Below are 12,726 nucleotides of genomic sequence, written 5' to 3'. Positions count from 1 at the left end.
ATAGTTCTTATTGATTTTTATAATAATTATAACCAGCTTTTTTATTTGGATGTTTTGGCTTAAAGTACGTTATTATAGTATCTTTATTCCCTTGTCGTTCTACAGATAAGAATTCATTGGTCTTCTTATTATACTTATAATAACGATAATTGCCACCAAATTTTTTCTTGCTTCTTTTTTCAAGAACAGTTTTGCTAGTTGCTTTTCCTAAAAAAGTTCGAGCTTTATTTAGATATTGGGATTTCGTAATGTTGCCAAATTCTTTTTTGTGCTTACGGTAGTGGTCGTCTAAATTTTTCATACTAACTTTACGGACAGCTTTTGAAGCAGATGTTTTAGTTCCATACTTTTTGGTTGCTTGTTTAACACTTGTTTTGCCGAATTTTTTAATAGCTTGTTTTATACCTATACGTGCAACCACGATAGCAATCCAAACTAGTGGGTACCAAGATGCATGCACTTCAGCAGTATTTACATTAAACTCTTCCCCAGTTTTCGTATCAGTTACAGTTGCAATGAAATCTCCATCATCATTTATATCTTGTAATTCAACATTAAATTCTCCATTGAAAACTTCTCCAGAATCATCTTCTGCTTCTGCAGAAACAACCATACTACTTGTGTCTAAATCTAGTTCTAACTCACCATCGACAGATAAACCATCTGTTTCAATATTTGTTTGGATTGTTGCTTCATTACCATTTATGTCGCTTTCTAATTCAACATTACTGTCATCAATAGATTCCCCAAATATCTCTTCAGTTTCTGAATCAATTTGGTCACTGTCAATTGTTTCTGTTGGTGTTTCATCAGTATCAATTAATTCTTCTTCATTGATATTTTGATTTGTTGTTGCAGAAACAAACTCTGTTCCTACGCTATAAAATACAAAAACTGCGAGTAAAAAGCTAATAAAATATTTCAATTTATTTCTCCTTTTTATTTTATTGTGAGTGGAATTGTATTAAACCATAACCATATTCTTGATCAGGGCCTATTTTTCCTAAATCTTTGGCTGTGCTCTTTAAGCTTTTAATTACATCTTCTCTTTGAAAATGTGGATTTTCAGAAAGAATATTTGCTACAACACCTGTTGCAAAAGCTGTTGCAAATGATGTTCCATTAACGGTTTTTACTTCACCTTTGTCAGTGTAAACAGGAATTTGAACGCCTGGTGCAACAAAGTCAATCTTACCTTTTGCTGCAAATGGATCTCTTTTAAGGTTTTTATCAATAGAGGAAACAGAGATAACATTTTTATATTTTGCCGGATAATCCGTTGAAAGACCTAACGTATTGCCAGCAGAAGCGATTACTATTATGTCCTTCTCAATTGCTTTGTTGATAGCATTTCTTAATCCCTTGTCGTCTTTTTGAAAGCCAAAGCTGAGATTGATAATGTCAACATCCTGTTTAATACACCAATTGATACCGTTAATTACATCATTGACTTCACCACCCCCTTTATCATTAAGAACCTTAACATCGAATAATTTCACTTGAGGAGATATTCCTTGAACTGTTTGTTTATTTAAAGGAGCCATAATAACACCCGCTATGGCTGTACCATGCCCCAAAGAATCTTTTGTAGTGGAATTATTTTTTATAGCATCATATGAGGTGATTGAACTATTTTCAAAAATAGACATGGAGCTATTAATCCCACTATCTAATACAGCTACCTTTATAGGACTCTTTGGAGAATAAAGTTTAACTTCTTTACTTGGGAACACAGTACATAGGCCCCAGTTTGTTTTGCAGTCACCATTTGACAAGGTAACTAGAGAATACTTACTCGTGCAACCTGTTAAGGAGAATAGCACAAGAAAAGTAACAAAAAACTTTTTCATTTAATAACCTCTTTCAGCTACTTTTTAACTATTTTTCATTTAGGTAAATAATACTTTGTTTCCATATGTAAGTAAAGATGGGAAAAATAAATTTTGAATATTGAAATTTCTAAATGTGGAAGGGTTGAATAAACAAGAGAATGCTAGGAGTCGTTTTATGTTCATATATTAAGAAAGAAAGCGTACCAGCATCTGAAGTTAGGAAGCTTTTTTTATTATGGCATCTAATTAAGTAAACAACAATTTCACACAGAATGGAGAGATTAAAGTGTCATCTAAAAAAGACGTTACCAGAGAGAATGGTTAGGCAATGAAACAAAAACTTGGAATATAGAGAATGGAGAATGTACTAAAACGCCCGTGGAAATTTTTAAAATGTTGAGGGGGCGTGCAAGCGGGCAAAAAATCACCTTGTCTCATGAAGCTTATTATTAAAACTATATTAAAGAGACTATGAAGTGGCTAGCACCTTCAATGGATGGAAGAGGGAAAGGAACAATGAACATTAAGTTCTGAATAAAACAGCAGTTTTAAATAGATAAGATCTCACTGTATAATAAAGGGAATAGGGGATGTGCATATAACTGTTTTACATTAGAGCATTCTGTTTTTAGAGTAAGTACTGCTACACACTTCCGTAATAAATTGAGAAAAGGGGGAGAGGACTTGGTTAAAGACATTTCGTTTCTTAATGAAGAACAGAAAAAGTTTTTAATGGATTATGTTAAAACAAAAAAAGTCGATGCTTTTAATAAGGTTCAAAAAGTAGCAGCTATTGGATACGAAGGACTTGAGAATGCTTCAAGTGAAGATATGCAATTACTAATAGACGAGTGGGTCTTAATCGACTATATTGACAATGGTTTTGTAAATAACAACACACCATGTGAGTGTGGAAGGCCACTAAGATATCAATACATCGTAAAAAACAACAAGAGTGGTGAGATTAAAAGGTTGGGGGTCAATCACTTTGAAAAACATATCTCTTTAAAAAAACATGTTGTCAAACAAATAAAAAAAGAGTTCGACCTAATAGATAAAGAAATAACTGAAATATTAGATAAAACAAAAGCGAAATGGTCAATTGAAAATGAAATTAGTTATATTCCTAATGATTATAAGTTCAATAAAGCAGACAATATAAAGAAGCAATTAGATATGGGTCTAGCTTTATCAGCTAGACAAATTAATTATTTATTAAAGGAAGTTAACCAAAAGATTCTTTCGGATAACAAGACAGTTAATTTGCCTACCCACGAAGTTTCAAATATTGACGTATATAATTATGAAGAGAAAAAAATTACTTCAACAGATTTCTCTCTTACTAATATTCAAAAAGAAAGGATAAGAGAATTATATAACAGAGGCGTAAAAAACCCAGAGACTATCTGTGAATTCTTAATAAAAAACAAGATCGCTCCATCGCATCGATACTCTACAGGGAAACCGAAAATATTCCCATCTGTTTGTATTTTCCTTGAAAATATTAATGGCAGCTAAGTATATACCGGATTTGATTAAGAAATAACTCAATTTCGATAGGGTATGAAGTTTTGGTTGATTTAAAGAGAGTTTATTGAATAATAAGCGAAATAAAAAAGGAGGATGAGTGAATGTCTATGAATGTAAAGCAGCTAATAAATTCATTACAGACCATGTTAGAGAGAGGTCAAATAAAAGAGGATACAACTGTGCTTCTTAATACTTGTGACGACTGTATGTACGAAGTAACAGGTGTTGAACCATTAGGAGAATTTTTGCAAATTGAAGCTGTGATTAAATAGAACAGGGATTTTAAAGTGATTTTAAGGGGGGATCTAGACAGAAGCTTCTACATGAAAGGGAGTAATAAACATGCAAGTTTTAAGGATCTTTATTGTGCATGTCTTTTCTGCATTATCAGCTGCTGTTGTTTATGTTTTTGGCATTGATTATGATGGCTATATTCCGTACTTCTTAATAAGTGCCATTCTCTTTATCTTCTATTTAATCTTTGCTACACCTGTTCAATATTTCTTGAATCGCAATCCAAAAAGATTTAACTTGAGATATTTACTCATATACATAATCTTTTCTTTCTTAGTGTGGTTAATCTTTGCTATAAGTACTGATCCAAAGACCACCATAGACTTTCTAATGGGATACGAAATTTACTTATTTAGCATTTCATTTGCTGTAATCTTTTTGGGTCTGGGACTCAGTTTTTCTGCAAAACAAGGCAAAGGTAGCAGCTAAGTAATCTAAGTTATCTGAGAAATCACCAACCTCCGAATTACCAGATTATGCTATAATTAGGTGAGGGGAGGAGATGGAATGAAAAGGGCAATCGTTTTGACTTTGATTTGCTTTGGATTTATCTCAGGTTTTTATGATAGCAGTGCCACTGCTAAGATAACTACTGATTACAAGAAAGTGAGTTTTACTATGACAGAGGAATCCACTGGGTTTTCGATGGCTGATTATGACAACGAGAACTACTTTCCCACTTGGTTGTGGTACAAGTTTACGATTTTTGATGCCGAAGGTTGTACTCTAACAATGACAATCAACAGAATAACTCTGGGTGGATGGGTTTTCCCAAGGAGTGTAAAAGAATTCACAGGAAACCACTTTGATTTTACTGCAACAGACAGAGTAGAGGGAGATCCATATAAAAATCACTCTCTAGAGATTACAAAAAATCCAGGATGTGGGAATGTGAAAATAAAAGGCACTTATGGATTTGACCATGAAGAGCCGGACGACTATCCTTTTTAATGTTCCACAAGGCCAAGGCAGATTTAAAGCCTTGGCCATTACTACAAATTTAATGATCATTTTAAGTGATCAAGACTGAGAGGTGAGAACACTGATTAAATCAAATTTAAAGCACATATTAGACGAAAGGAAGATCAGTATCAGGCAGCTATCCAGAGATATTGATCATGAGTATCCGACTGTCAGGAAGCTATACAGAGATGAAATGGAGCGGTATCCAAGAGAGCTGTTAGATAAAGTCTGTACATACCTAAGCATCGAGCTGCAGGAATTGCTTATATTCCAAAAAGACAATAACCATATCGATCACTCAGGATGAAAATGGTATACTAAAGTTATAAGGTTAGGAAAGAATTACAAGTTTTCTAGGTCTACATAAAATCGTACTTTTATTTAAAATCAACATTTAGAGGGAGCCACATGATAAAAATAAAAAACCCATATAGTAGTAAGAGATTAAGCTATAAAGATAAATTCAATAAAAAATTTACTGACTTACTTGTACCGTATATTAAAAAAATACATTTAGAAGAGGATTGGAGCTTTAAATCAAAGTACATTCCTCAAGTCTTGAAAGGATAAGTATTGAAGGGTGGGACAGAAACTTTTGGACAAATGAAAAACCGAATAACATTGAGTTGGATTTACTATCATTATACGTAGCGGAATATATACCAACTGAGAATCTAGATAATTTAAACAAAGGACTAAAGAAACTTATAAATAAATTTCCTTCAAAACATGAATATGGACAATTTGAACAATTTGAACGGATCGATAATTTTTGCAGTGAAGTAAAACAAAGTATTCATAGTGGGCGTTGGAGTAACTTTGGTTTTATTGATATCGGTAAAGAACCAAGACTATCAAAGTTTGTTGAAAATATATATGTGGAAGCTTCACATGTTACTTCTTCATCTGTTATTTTACAATTTTTAATAAAACCTTCAGATGAATTTCTAAATGAATACAAATGCATAGTAGAGAAGAACGTAAAAGGAAGTTCTGTTTTTACTCCGTCTCTCAAGAAATTTTTTAAATTTTGGGGTGCAAAAGGATTAGCTGAACCAATCATCAAGAACCAAATGTTAGAAGACTTAATAATCGAATTAAAATGGATAACAATGAACGAAATCAGCAAATTTTTTGATTTGTATTTTACAAATAACAGAATAATTCCACCAAGCATTGAGGTTTATAAATTAAAGCAACTTTCTTGTGAAATTAAGGAAGAGAAAAAAGGCTTAAAAAATGATTTTTGGCGTTCTGTTGGAATGGATAATTTTTATGATGTATCTAAGGATGGCTATTGGCAGTTATTTTCAGAGGAGACAAGCCCTCACTTTTTAGATTGCTCCTTGAAAGTTACTTGCAATACGGAAATACAAAAGCAATCAATGTACCCTACTTATGATTTTCAAATTGTGTATTCATTACAAGAATTCACTAAAAGGCTGCTTCCGATATTAGCTATTAGAGAATATGCTTTTGATGTAAGTAAAAAAGTAGCTATTCAACAGAATAAAACTTTTTTATCTATAAAAAAAGAAAATCCAAAATATAAAAGTCTAATAAATGTAAGGCATGAGTTAGAACGAGATTTACAAATACTTAAACGTTTCAAAAATGAAATTGGTGATAACTATTTTGATAATGTTAAATCTACATTAAAAAAGATAAGCGAATTCGAGCCTTCTAGACCCCAATATAGAGAAAAGGCAGTAACTGATATGATTGTTGATAATACAAGCTATCTAGTTGAAAAAACATTTAACCATTCACAATATTTCGCTAAGATGATAGATGAAGCAACTAAATTATTGGAAATTAAAACGAATAATTCATTAAGAGCTTCAACTTTTTTTCTCACAATCACCACGGTGATATTTTCTATTATCGCCACAGCAATTGCTGCAGCCTCATTTTATTTTCAACTAAATGAGAATACAAAAGATGAATTACAAAATTTAATCTCTAATATTAATAGCTTCTTTTCTTAACGGGATAGGGTAAGTAAAGTGGAAGTTATGTTGCTAATAAAAGAAGTGCTTTATAAAGAAGTTTGCAACTTTTCCCATCCTTATTCGTAATTAAAAGAAAATTTAATGGAGGTAAGTAACTACAATGGGGAGAGGAAGATCAATTCAAAAAGCACATATAGAGGTAAATGGAACTTTAAAATCGATTTATGCAAGAGATGTTACAAAAATAATGAAGGATAGAAGCCAAGTTTTTTATTGTCCAAATACAAATTGCAACGCTAAATTAAGTCATAATAAGGGGTGTGGTAAGAACCCTAAACCATATTTCTTTTTGCGGAGACTACCAAACGGTAAGCCAAACAACCATATAAATGGTTGTAGTTATCTAATCCCTGATGAATATGTGGATGTAATTGAAGTAAATGAAAAAAGGACAAAATACAATGTAGTAAAGTGGGTTGTGCCACTAGAAGAAGAGCAAACTTATTTTAATAATAGCGGGTCTTCTAATACAGTAATTTCCAAGCGTGCCGCTGTAACTGTAAATAAATCAATAAAGGAAATTACTAAACCATATATTCAAAAGCTTATTAGTGTGAGATCTTTCTTTACTTTGAAAAAAGAACTTGCTGCATATGATAAGGAGATTCAAAGAAAGATATATGGAGAATTGCAAGATCAGTGTGTTCTTTACTTGATACAGGATCGAGGGAAATTAATTAATGATATTGAAAATAAAAAACTTGGTCATGCTTTTTATTTGATAGGTTATCTATGGATGTCAGAGTGGAGACATCTTAAATTGGCTAACCCTTATTTTCTTTTAAGAGATGCAAACAAAGGCATTATAAAATGTTATATCGGGAAAAAAACTGTGAAAAGTGATGTTGGGAGTATAACCTGGGAATTAAAAAAACAAATTGAAGCAGGCACTTCTGAAAAAAGATCTGTTCTTGTTGGTGTTAAAGCAACTGCGATTGGAATGGAGACTATCGAAACTTTTGATGGTGAAACAGTTGTTCCTACTATTAAAATTTATGAAATAGACACAGAGTTTTACTGAAAAGAGCATTAAACTAAATGCTCTTTTTCATACCGCATCGCCGGCATTCACGTAAGAATATTCCACTCTTCACAGAGCTTTTGAACAATGTGTAATCGCAATTGTCGCAGCGGCCGTATTTTACATCAGGATATTCTTTGTAATCATAAACGATTGAAGTATCATACCCGTTTGTATTTCTCTTCCACAAGATCACCTACATAACTTATTCAACATACTCAAGAATACCAAATTTCGTTCGATATAGGGAAGGAAACAATGATTGGATTAGCTTATTTTTTAATTATCTGGCTTGGAGTTGGATTGTTGACTGGCATTAAGTTTATTTTTGTTGATCAGGTCTATGATGAAGAGTTTAACAAACTCATGGATAAAGAAACAGCGGCGGGCATGGAAAGGAATTTGGCCAGCCTGTTTTTCAAAAATAAGCTTAATGCAATTGCCTTTTTCATGATAATTGGTTTGCTGCCATTAGCAATGAGGATTACAAAATTATTTAAAAGAGGTTGATTTATACCTTTGCTTGATAATTTTTATGTACTGCAGTTTGAAAACAAGGAATACTTCAAATCATAGTTAGATGAGGAAGGTTATTTGACATCTAGCTACCGCCACGGAACATCTAAATTGCAAACAATGTATGAAATCATTGAGGTAGCAAATGAGCTCAAATCAAAGTGTAATGTGCAATGTGAGGTAAGGGAAATTCAAGTCGTAAAGTGTTAGGGGGTTTAGGTGTATTGGATAGAGTGGATTGAGAACGGGGAAAAAAGTCTTATTGCGGAAGGATGGATTGAATGGGCTGCTATACTGGAAGACCGGTATCAAAAGCGGTTTGGGTATGTTGAATGGAAGCGGCTTTAAAAAGGGGTGAAATGCCATTAAAAATTTAGTTTTATTGTCCAGCTTTTTCGGGATTGTGCTATCGATTATAGGGCTATTATTTGGAGTCCTAACAGATTTCTTTATTTCAGGTATTGCACGGCTTATGGGTGTTTTAGCTGGTCTCCTCGTATTACTTAGCTTGAAGTCAAGAAACACAGAAATGCAGGCATTTATAGTGAGTTCTAGTACCGCGTTAGGAATAATGGGTGCAGGAATTTTATATCTTCCAGCAGCTATTGTCAATGTCTTAATCGGTTTCAAACTAAACAAAAATTTAAAAGAAGAAAACACTAAGGAGCAGATCTGAATAGACTGCTTTTTGTTTAGTATGACCATGGGTAATTGTAGTATAATAGTAATAAAATAATCATTTTATTGTGAGGTTTAGAGGGTGCTTAAAGAAAGAGGACAAATAGGTCAAGAATTTGGCGCGGAAGAAATTGCCGACTATTTAAAATCAAAGAGTTATAAACCAAAAATTTAAGTTAGTCACTATCGAGATCACTTTGGTGGCTCTATAACCTTTTGGTACAGACTTAGGAAATACTATATAGCTCTTATACAATTTGATACCCCCGAGATGGAGATCCGTTAAGCACTAAAAGTGGCTTTACCCAATTAGGTATGGATTCTAAAGGACAAGCAGAAAAATAATGATTCATTTGATTGCCCACTTTAACGGCTGGTACATAACTAACAAAGAGCCAAATCCTCGAGAAGAGCATTGGATTAATTTATATATTGACTATGAGGATCGAAGCTAAACGCTGTTGGGAGGATTAATAATGACTGAAGATTTTTATTGCGATGAAGTATTAAGTGGAAAAACAAAAGTAAATAAAGTCTTTGAAACCGAGAATGTCTTAGCGTATCATCATACAAGACCTTTTTGGCCAGTCCATATAGTTGCAATTCCAAAAAAGCATATTTCTTCTTTAATAACTTTGGAAGAAGGGGATAACGAGCTACTACTTGAGTTGCTTGGTGTGATAAAAAAGGTTGCAGCTATGGTAACAAAAGAAAACGGTTCTTGTAGAGTACTTACAAACTTGGGAGAATATCAGGATTCGAAGCATCTACATTGGCATATAGCTTCGGGAGAGCCATTAAGATAAAAGAATCCTTTTAATCAAAAGGTGTGAAACTAAATGGATTTGTACATATTTATAATAGTTATTAATTGTTTAGCAGCTATAACTACCATTGTACTTACCTTTTTTAAATCAAAACTTACAATTGTACCTATATTAAACTTTTTGTTTTCTTTGATAACAGCAATAACAACAGAGTATAACGCCTGGACAATCACTTTAATAATTATAAGTTTAATTCTTTTGGGAGTTTTTTCAGCTGTTAAAAAATATGCTCAAGTTGAATACCATTGCTCACAAGCATCTGTCCTATTTGGAGGAGTTCCAACCATAAAAGAATGAATTAGAAAAGCAACTGCAGAAAGAAATCCTAAAGCAATAATCCTCTAATGTTCTCTAAAGGGATTGAAACAGTTGCAAGGAATGGTGAACCGTCACAGTTTTGAACGATTTGCTGTTTGCGGCAGGCAATTTACATATTGGTCTGGGGCACGATTATTTAAAGTGCATTGCCTTACTAATCAATGTCAAAAGATTTTTTAGTTTAACAGAGTCATATGGAAATATTTCAGATAAATTAGCTGTTGTTGCTATGAAAGGTGTGCAATTTGATCAGTTTGAAGAAGCTTACAAAGCTTATAAAGAAACAGTTGCAATAAATCAAAATAGCTTAGTGGACTTTTTAAGTGCTTTAATTACTCTGATAAAAGCAGGTGAGAAGCTACAAAAAGCTGGTGAAAGTTTAGCTATCATCATGAATAAACTTCTTGAAATGAGTCCAGAAAATTCAATGAAATAATTGTTTTATGCAAAAGCCCTTATGAGGGCTTTTTTAATTGTTGTTTGCAGTAACCAACTTCAAAATTTTCCGTATAGGATCTAACATCTCAGGGGTAAGTTTATATCCATCCCAGTGAATATCTGGTTTTTCTAAAAACTCTTTTAGGTTTTTTCTTTCCATTTTAGGATCAGGATCATCTGTTAACCCAAGTATGTAATCAACTGAAACATCGTATAGTTTAGCTAAAATAATCAACTTGTCCAATGGTGGTTTTTTGCTTTCAGCTTCATACCCGCCGTAACTTGATTTTGCAATTCCAATTTTCTCGCCTAACTGTTCCATTGTTAATTTGTGTGCCTTTCGTAATTGACGTAATCTTTTGCCATACATTTTGAATAAACGCCTCCCAAAACCATCTAGTTCAATTATATGAGCTTTCATTTCTCAATTAAATAAAAAAATCTCAAAAGAATTTCTAAATTTTCGCGATTTCTGGTGGAAAATGCATTATAATGTGAAAGCATTATTTTAAAAATGGCAGCAATGAGCTAAGAGGAAGTCATGGTAAGCAAGAAGAACAAAATTGTAGCGGCATTATTAGCATTTTTCTTCGGGGGTCTGGGAATACATAAGTTTTATTTAGGAAGAGTAGGACAAGGTATTCTATATATTTTGTTTTGCTGGACTGGTATTCCGTCTATTATCGCATTTATTGAATTCATTATTTTTCTATACGGAAGCGAAGAAGCGTTTGATCAAAAGTACAATTTTTATTACTTCCAGCAACAATCTAAAGCTTAATTTTAAAGAGGGATACACAGTCCCTCTTTAGATAAAATAAGTATTTTAAAGAAATTTATTTTGAATTGGAGGCTCGGTTACATTCCCAGTTACCCTGATTGTCAATTCTTATTTTTCTTTTTCAGAGTCCATTCAAATAACAATCTTGCAACTTCTTTGTAAAACTGATCTAAGCTATCATCCTCAAATTTTTGGTCAATAATTCTAATTGAGCAGTTCTTTCTTAGTATAACCTTAATTGTTTTCTTCTTCAGTTCTTCATATTCTTCATAAATTTGCTTCCCTTCATTAGACAAGCGGCAGCTACAATGATTTCACAATCTCTACTGTATATCTCCTTTATACGAAATGGTCCGAATGGGGATTTATTACAAATATTACTCCATCTGAATTAGAAACAATAATTGTGATTCTGCGAAAAAAGGATCAGGATATGGCGGAAGAAGACCACTTATAATGTGTTTCTAGGAATTTGTAATTAAATTACAAATACTTTTAATATTCGCTCATGAATTCGTGGTATTATACTGAAGGGGACGATCAAAAGCTTTGGCGTTAGTAATGAAGAATGTTTTAAATATATACGGGTGCTACCTCAAAGTCGGAAAAAAATATTATAGGAGGTAATCATATGTTTAAGTTTAAAAAGAATTTCTTAGTTGGATTATCGGCAGCTTTAATGAGTATTAGCTTGTTTTCGGCAACCGCCTCTGCAGCTAGCACAGACTACTGGCAAAATTGGACTGATGGGGGCGGTATAGTAAACGCTGTCAATGGGTCTGGCGGGAATTACAGTGTTAATTGGTCTAATACCGGAAATTTCGTTGTTGGTAAGGGTTGGACTACAGGTTCGCCATTTAGGACAATAAACTATAATGCCGGAGTTTGGGCGCCGAATGGCAATGGGTATTTGACTTTATATGGCTGGACGAGATCGCCCCTCATAGAATATTATGTGGTGGATTCATGGGGTACTTATAGACCTACCGGAACGTATAAAGGTACTGTAAAGAGTGATGGAGGTACATATGACATATATACAACTACACGTTATAACGCACCTTCCATTGATGGTGATCGCACTACTTTTACGCAGTACTGGAGTGTTCGCCAGACGAAGAGACCAACTGGAAGCAATGCTACAATCACTTTCAGCAATCATGTTAACGCATGGAAGAGTCATGGAATGAATCTGGGCAGTAATTGGGCTTACCAAGTCTTGGCGACAGAAGGATATCAAAGTAGTGGAAGTTCTAACGTAACAGTGTGGTAGCAGATCATCTTTAATCAGGGGTAGCTAACGGGCTGCTGATCGTTCCTTGAGAAGTTTTATAATCAATGATTATTAAAATCGTTAGTAATGGTTAAAGGTCGTTTTCTACTAGGTGAACGGCCTTGGCGTGCTGGAGGTAGGGTATTCTCCATCACTTTATACTAGGTAGGACTGTTAAGAACAGAGCAGGTTAGTTCCAAAAAGAACCCAACTTTAGGATACCCTTAGAGGATTGTATCAGAT

The 12,726-nt window shown here is 33.4% G+C and carries 18 protein-coding genes and 1 pseudogene; 15 read left to right on the top strand and 4 right to left on the bottom strand.

All coding sequences use genetic code 11. The annotated features are described in order from the left end of the window. Positions 1-7 precede the first annotated feature (7 nt). Together NST79_RS10715 and NST79_RS10710 are read right to left on the bottom strand one after the other, a co-directional pair. A complete protein-coding gene (locus tag NST79_RS10715; protein ID WP_339225753.1) occupies positions 8-925 on the bottom strand; it encodes an SAR2788 family putative toxin in 918 nt (305 codons plus the stop codon). A gap of 19 nt (positions 926-944) precedes the next feature. Continuing rightward, positions 945-1,850 (bottom strand): S8 family serine peptidase, encoded by a 906-nt coding sequence (locus NST79_RS10710; protein WP_212059728.1) that lies wholly within the window; start codon positions 1,848-1,850, stop codon positions 945-947. Positions 1,851-2,516: 666 nt separating this feature from the next. On the opposite strand from NST79_RS10710, the gene NST79_RS10705 reads away from it, so the two are divergent. From NST79_RS10705 to NST79_RS10675, 7 genes are all read left to right on the top strand, one after another. Further along, positions 2,517-3,350 carry a DUF3895 domain-containing protein gene (locus tag NST79_RS10705; protein WP_339225752.1) on the top strand — a complete coding sequence of 278 codons (834 nt, stop codon included), beginning with the start codon at positions 2,517-2,519 and terminating at the stop codon, positions 3,348-3,350. A gap of 113 nt (positions 3,351-3,463) precedes the next feature. Continuing rightward, the gene (locus NST79_RS10700; protein ID WP_212060364.1) at positions 3,464-3,634 is read left to right on the top strand and encodes a hypothetical protein; all 171 of its coding nucleotides are present in this window, start codon (positions 3,464-3,466) and stop codon (positions 3,632-3,634) included. 70 nt (positions 3,635-3,704) lie between these two features. Then, complete coding sequence (locus NST79_RS10695) at positions 3,705-4,085, top strand: UPF0715 family protein (RefSeq protein ID WP_250629457.1); 381 nt, start codon at positions 3,705-3,707, stop codon at positions 4,083-4,085. 78 nt (positions 4,086-4,163) lie between these two features. After that, a complete protein-coding gene (locus NST79_RS10690) occupies positions 4,164-4,607 on the top strand; it encodes a hypothetical protein (RefSeq protein ID WP_212060361.1) in 444 nt (147 codons plus the stop codon). A 91-nt stretch (positions 4,608-4,698) separates the two neighbouring features. Then, complete coding sequence (locus tag NST79_RS10685) at positions 4,699-4,926, top strand: helix-turn-helix transcriptional regulator (protein WP_212060368.1); 228 nt, start codon at positions 4,699-4,701, stop codon at positions 4,924-4,926. Positions 4,927-5,245: 319 nt separating this feature from the next. Next, complete coding sequence (locus tag NST79_RS10680) at positions 5,246-6,607, top strand: hypothetical protein (protein WP_339225750.1); 1,362 nt, start codon at positions 5,246-5,248, stop codon at positions 6,605-6,607. A 124-nt stretch (positions 6,608-6,731) separates the two neighbouring features. Further along, positions 6,732-7,652: a hypothetical protein gene (locus tag NST79_RS10675; RefSeq protein WP_212060357.1), complete on the top strand. Its 921-nt coding sequence runs from the start codon at positions 6,732-6,734 to the stop codon at positions 7,650-7,652. 13 nt (positions 7,653-7,665) lie between these two features. Here NST79_RS10675 and NST79_RS10670 read toward each other — a convergent pair whose 3' ends face one another. Continuing rightward, positions 7,666-7,845 carry a hypothetical protein gene (locus NST79_RS10670; protein ID WP_103032419.1) on the bottom strand — a complete coding sequence of 60 codons (180 nt, stop codon included), beginning with the start codon at positions 7,843-7,845 and terminating at the stop codon, positions 7,666-7,668. Positions 7,846-7,910: 65 nt separating this feature from the next. Here NST79_RS10670 and NST79_RS10665 point away from each other — a divergent pair, with 65 nt between their 5' ends. The 6 genes and pseudogenes from NST79_RS10665 (at position 7,911) to NST79_RS10640 (ending at position 10,427) form a co-directional block, all read left to right on the top strand. Further along, positions 7,911-8,162 (top strand): hypothetical protein, encoded by a 252-nt coding sequence (locus tag NST79_RS10665; RefSeq protein WP_212060355.1) that lies wholly within the window; start codon positions 7,911-7,913, stop codon positions 8,160-8,162. Positions 8,163-8,165: 3 nt separating this feature from the next. After that, positions 8,166-8,378 (top strand): annotated as a pseudogene (locus NST79_RS10660) (hypothetical protein). Between the two features lie 9 nt (positions 8,379-8,387). Beyond that, positions 8,388-8,516 carry a hypothetical protein gene (locus tag NST79_RS10655; RefSeq protein WP_212060353.1) on the top strand — a complete coding sequence of 43 codons (129 nt, stop codon included), beginning with the start codon at positions 8,388-8,390 and terminating at the stop codon, positions 8,514-8,516. Between the two features lie 806 nt (positions 8,517-9,322). Next, positions 9,323-9,652, top strand: a complete 330-nt coding sequence (locus tag NST79_RS10650; RefSeq protein WP_029318060.1) for an HIT domain-containing protein — start codon at positions 9,323-9,325, stop codon at positions 9,650-9,652. Positions 9,653-9,685: 33 nt separating this feature from the next. After that, a complete protein-coding gene (locus NST79_RS10645) occupies positions 9,686-9,970 on the top strand; it encodes a hypothetical protein (RefSeq protein ID WP_029727212.1) in 285 nt (94 codons plus the stop codon). A gap of 100 nt (positions 9,971-10,070) precedes the next feature. Beyond that, positions 10,071-10,427: a hypothetical protein gene (locus tag NST79_RS10640; RefSeq protein WP_004399488.1), complete on the top strand. Its 357-nt coding sequence runs from the start codon at positions 10,071-10,073 to the stop codon at positions 10,425-10,427. Between the two features lie 33 nt (positions 10,428-10,460). Here the strand turns inward: NST79_RS10640 and NST79_RS10635 are convergent, their stop codons facing one another. After that, positions 10,461-10,799 carry a helix-turn-helix transcriptional regulator gene (locus NST79_RS10635; protein WP_080529405.1) on the bottom strand — a complete coding sequence of 113 codons (339 nt, stop codon included), beginning with the start codon at positions 10,797-10,799 and terminating at the stop codon, positions 10,461-10,463. Between the two features lie 171 nt (positions 10,800-10,970). On the opposite strand from NST79_RS10635, the gene NST79_RS10630 reads away from it, so the two are divergent. Together NST79_RS10630 and xynA are read left to right on the top strand one after the other, a co-directional pair. Then, the gene (locus NST79_RS10630) at positions 10,971-11,210 is read left to right on the top strand and encodes a TM2 domain-containing protein (protein WP_326225622.1); all 240 of its coding nucleotides are present in this window, start codon (positions 10,971-10,973) and stop codon (positions 11,208-11,210) included. Positions 11,211-11,841: 631 nt separating this feature from the next. Next, positions 11,842-12,483: an endo-1,4-beta-xylanase XynA gene (gene xynA, locus NST79_RS10625; RefSeq protein WP_015714073.1), complete on the top strand. Its 642-nt coding sequence runs from the start codon at positions 11,842-11,844 to the stop codon at positions 12,481-12,483. Positions 12,484-12,726 lie beyond the last annotated feature (243 nt).

Origin of the sequence: Bacillus sp. PS196, from assembly GCF_037963555.1 — a bacterium.
GTDB lineage: Bacteria > Bacillota > Bacilli > Bacillales > Bacillaceae > Bacillus > Bacillus subtilis.
Note: the sequence above shows the minus strand (reverse complement) of the source record. Positions and strands in the feature narration are given on the sequence as shown.

Coding starts and splice junctions, on each gene's coding strand:
- NST79_RS10710 (WP_212059728.1), bottom strand. CDS start 1,850: ATGAAAAAGTTTTTTGTTACTTTTCTTGTGCTATTCTCCTTAACAGGT.
- NST79_RS10675 (WP_212060357.1), top strand. CDS start 6,732: ATGGGGAGAGGAAGATCAATTCAAAAAGCACATATAGAGGTAAATGGA.
- NST79_RS10700 (WP_212060364.1), top strand. CDS start 3,464: ATGTCTATGAATGTAAAGCAGCTAATAAATTCATTACAGACCATGTTA.
- xynA (WP_015714073.1), top strand. CDS start 11,842: ATGTTTAAGTTTAAAAAGAATTTCTTAGTTGGATTATCGGCAGCTTTA.
- NST79_RS10650 (WP_029318060.1), top strand. CDS start 9,323: ATGACTGAAGATTTTTATTGCGATGAAGTATTAAGTGGAAAAACAAAA.
- NST79_RS10690 (WP_212060361.1), top strand. CDS start 4,164: ATGAAAAGGGCAATCGTTTTGACTTTGATTTGCTTTGGATTTATCTCA.
- NST79_RS10635 (WP_080529405.1), bottom strand. CDS start 10,799: ATGTATGGCAAAAGATTACGTCAATTACGAAAGGCACACAAATTAACA.
- NST79_RS10665 (WP_212060355.1), top strand. CDS start 7,911: ATGATTGGATTAGCTTATTTTTTAATTATCTGGCTTGGAGTTGGATTG.
- NST79_RS10630 (WP_326225622.1), top strand. CDS start 10,971: ATGGTAAGCAAGAAGAACAAAATTGTAGCGGCATTATTAGCATTTTTC.
- NST79_RS10645 (WP_029727212.1), top strand. CDS start 9,686: ATGGATTTGTACATATTTATAATAGTTATTAATTGTTTAGCAGCTATA.
- NST79_RS10695 (WP_250629457.1), top strand. CDS start 3,705: ATGCAAGTTTTAAGGATCTTTATTGTGCATGTCTTTTCTGCATTATCA.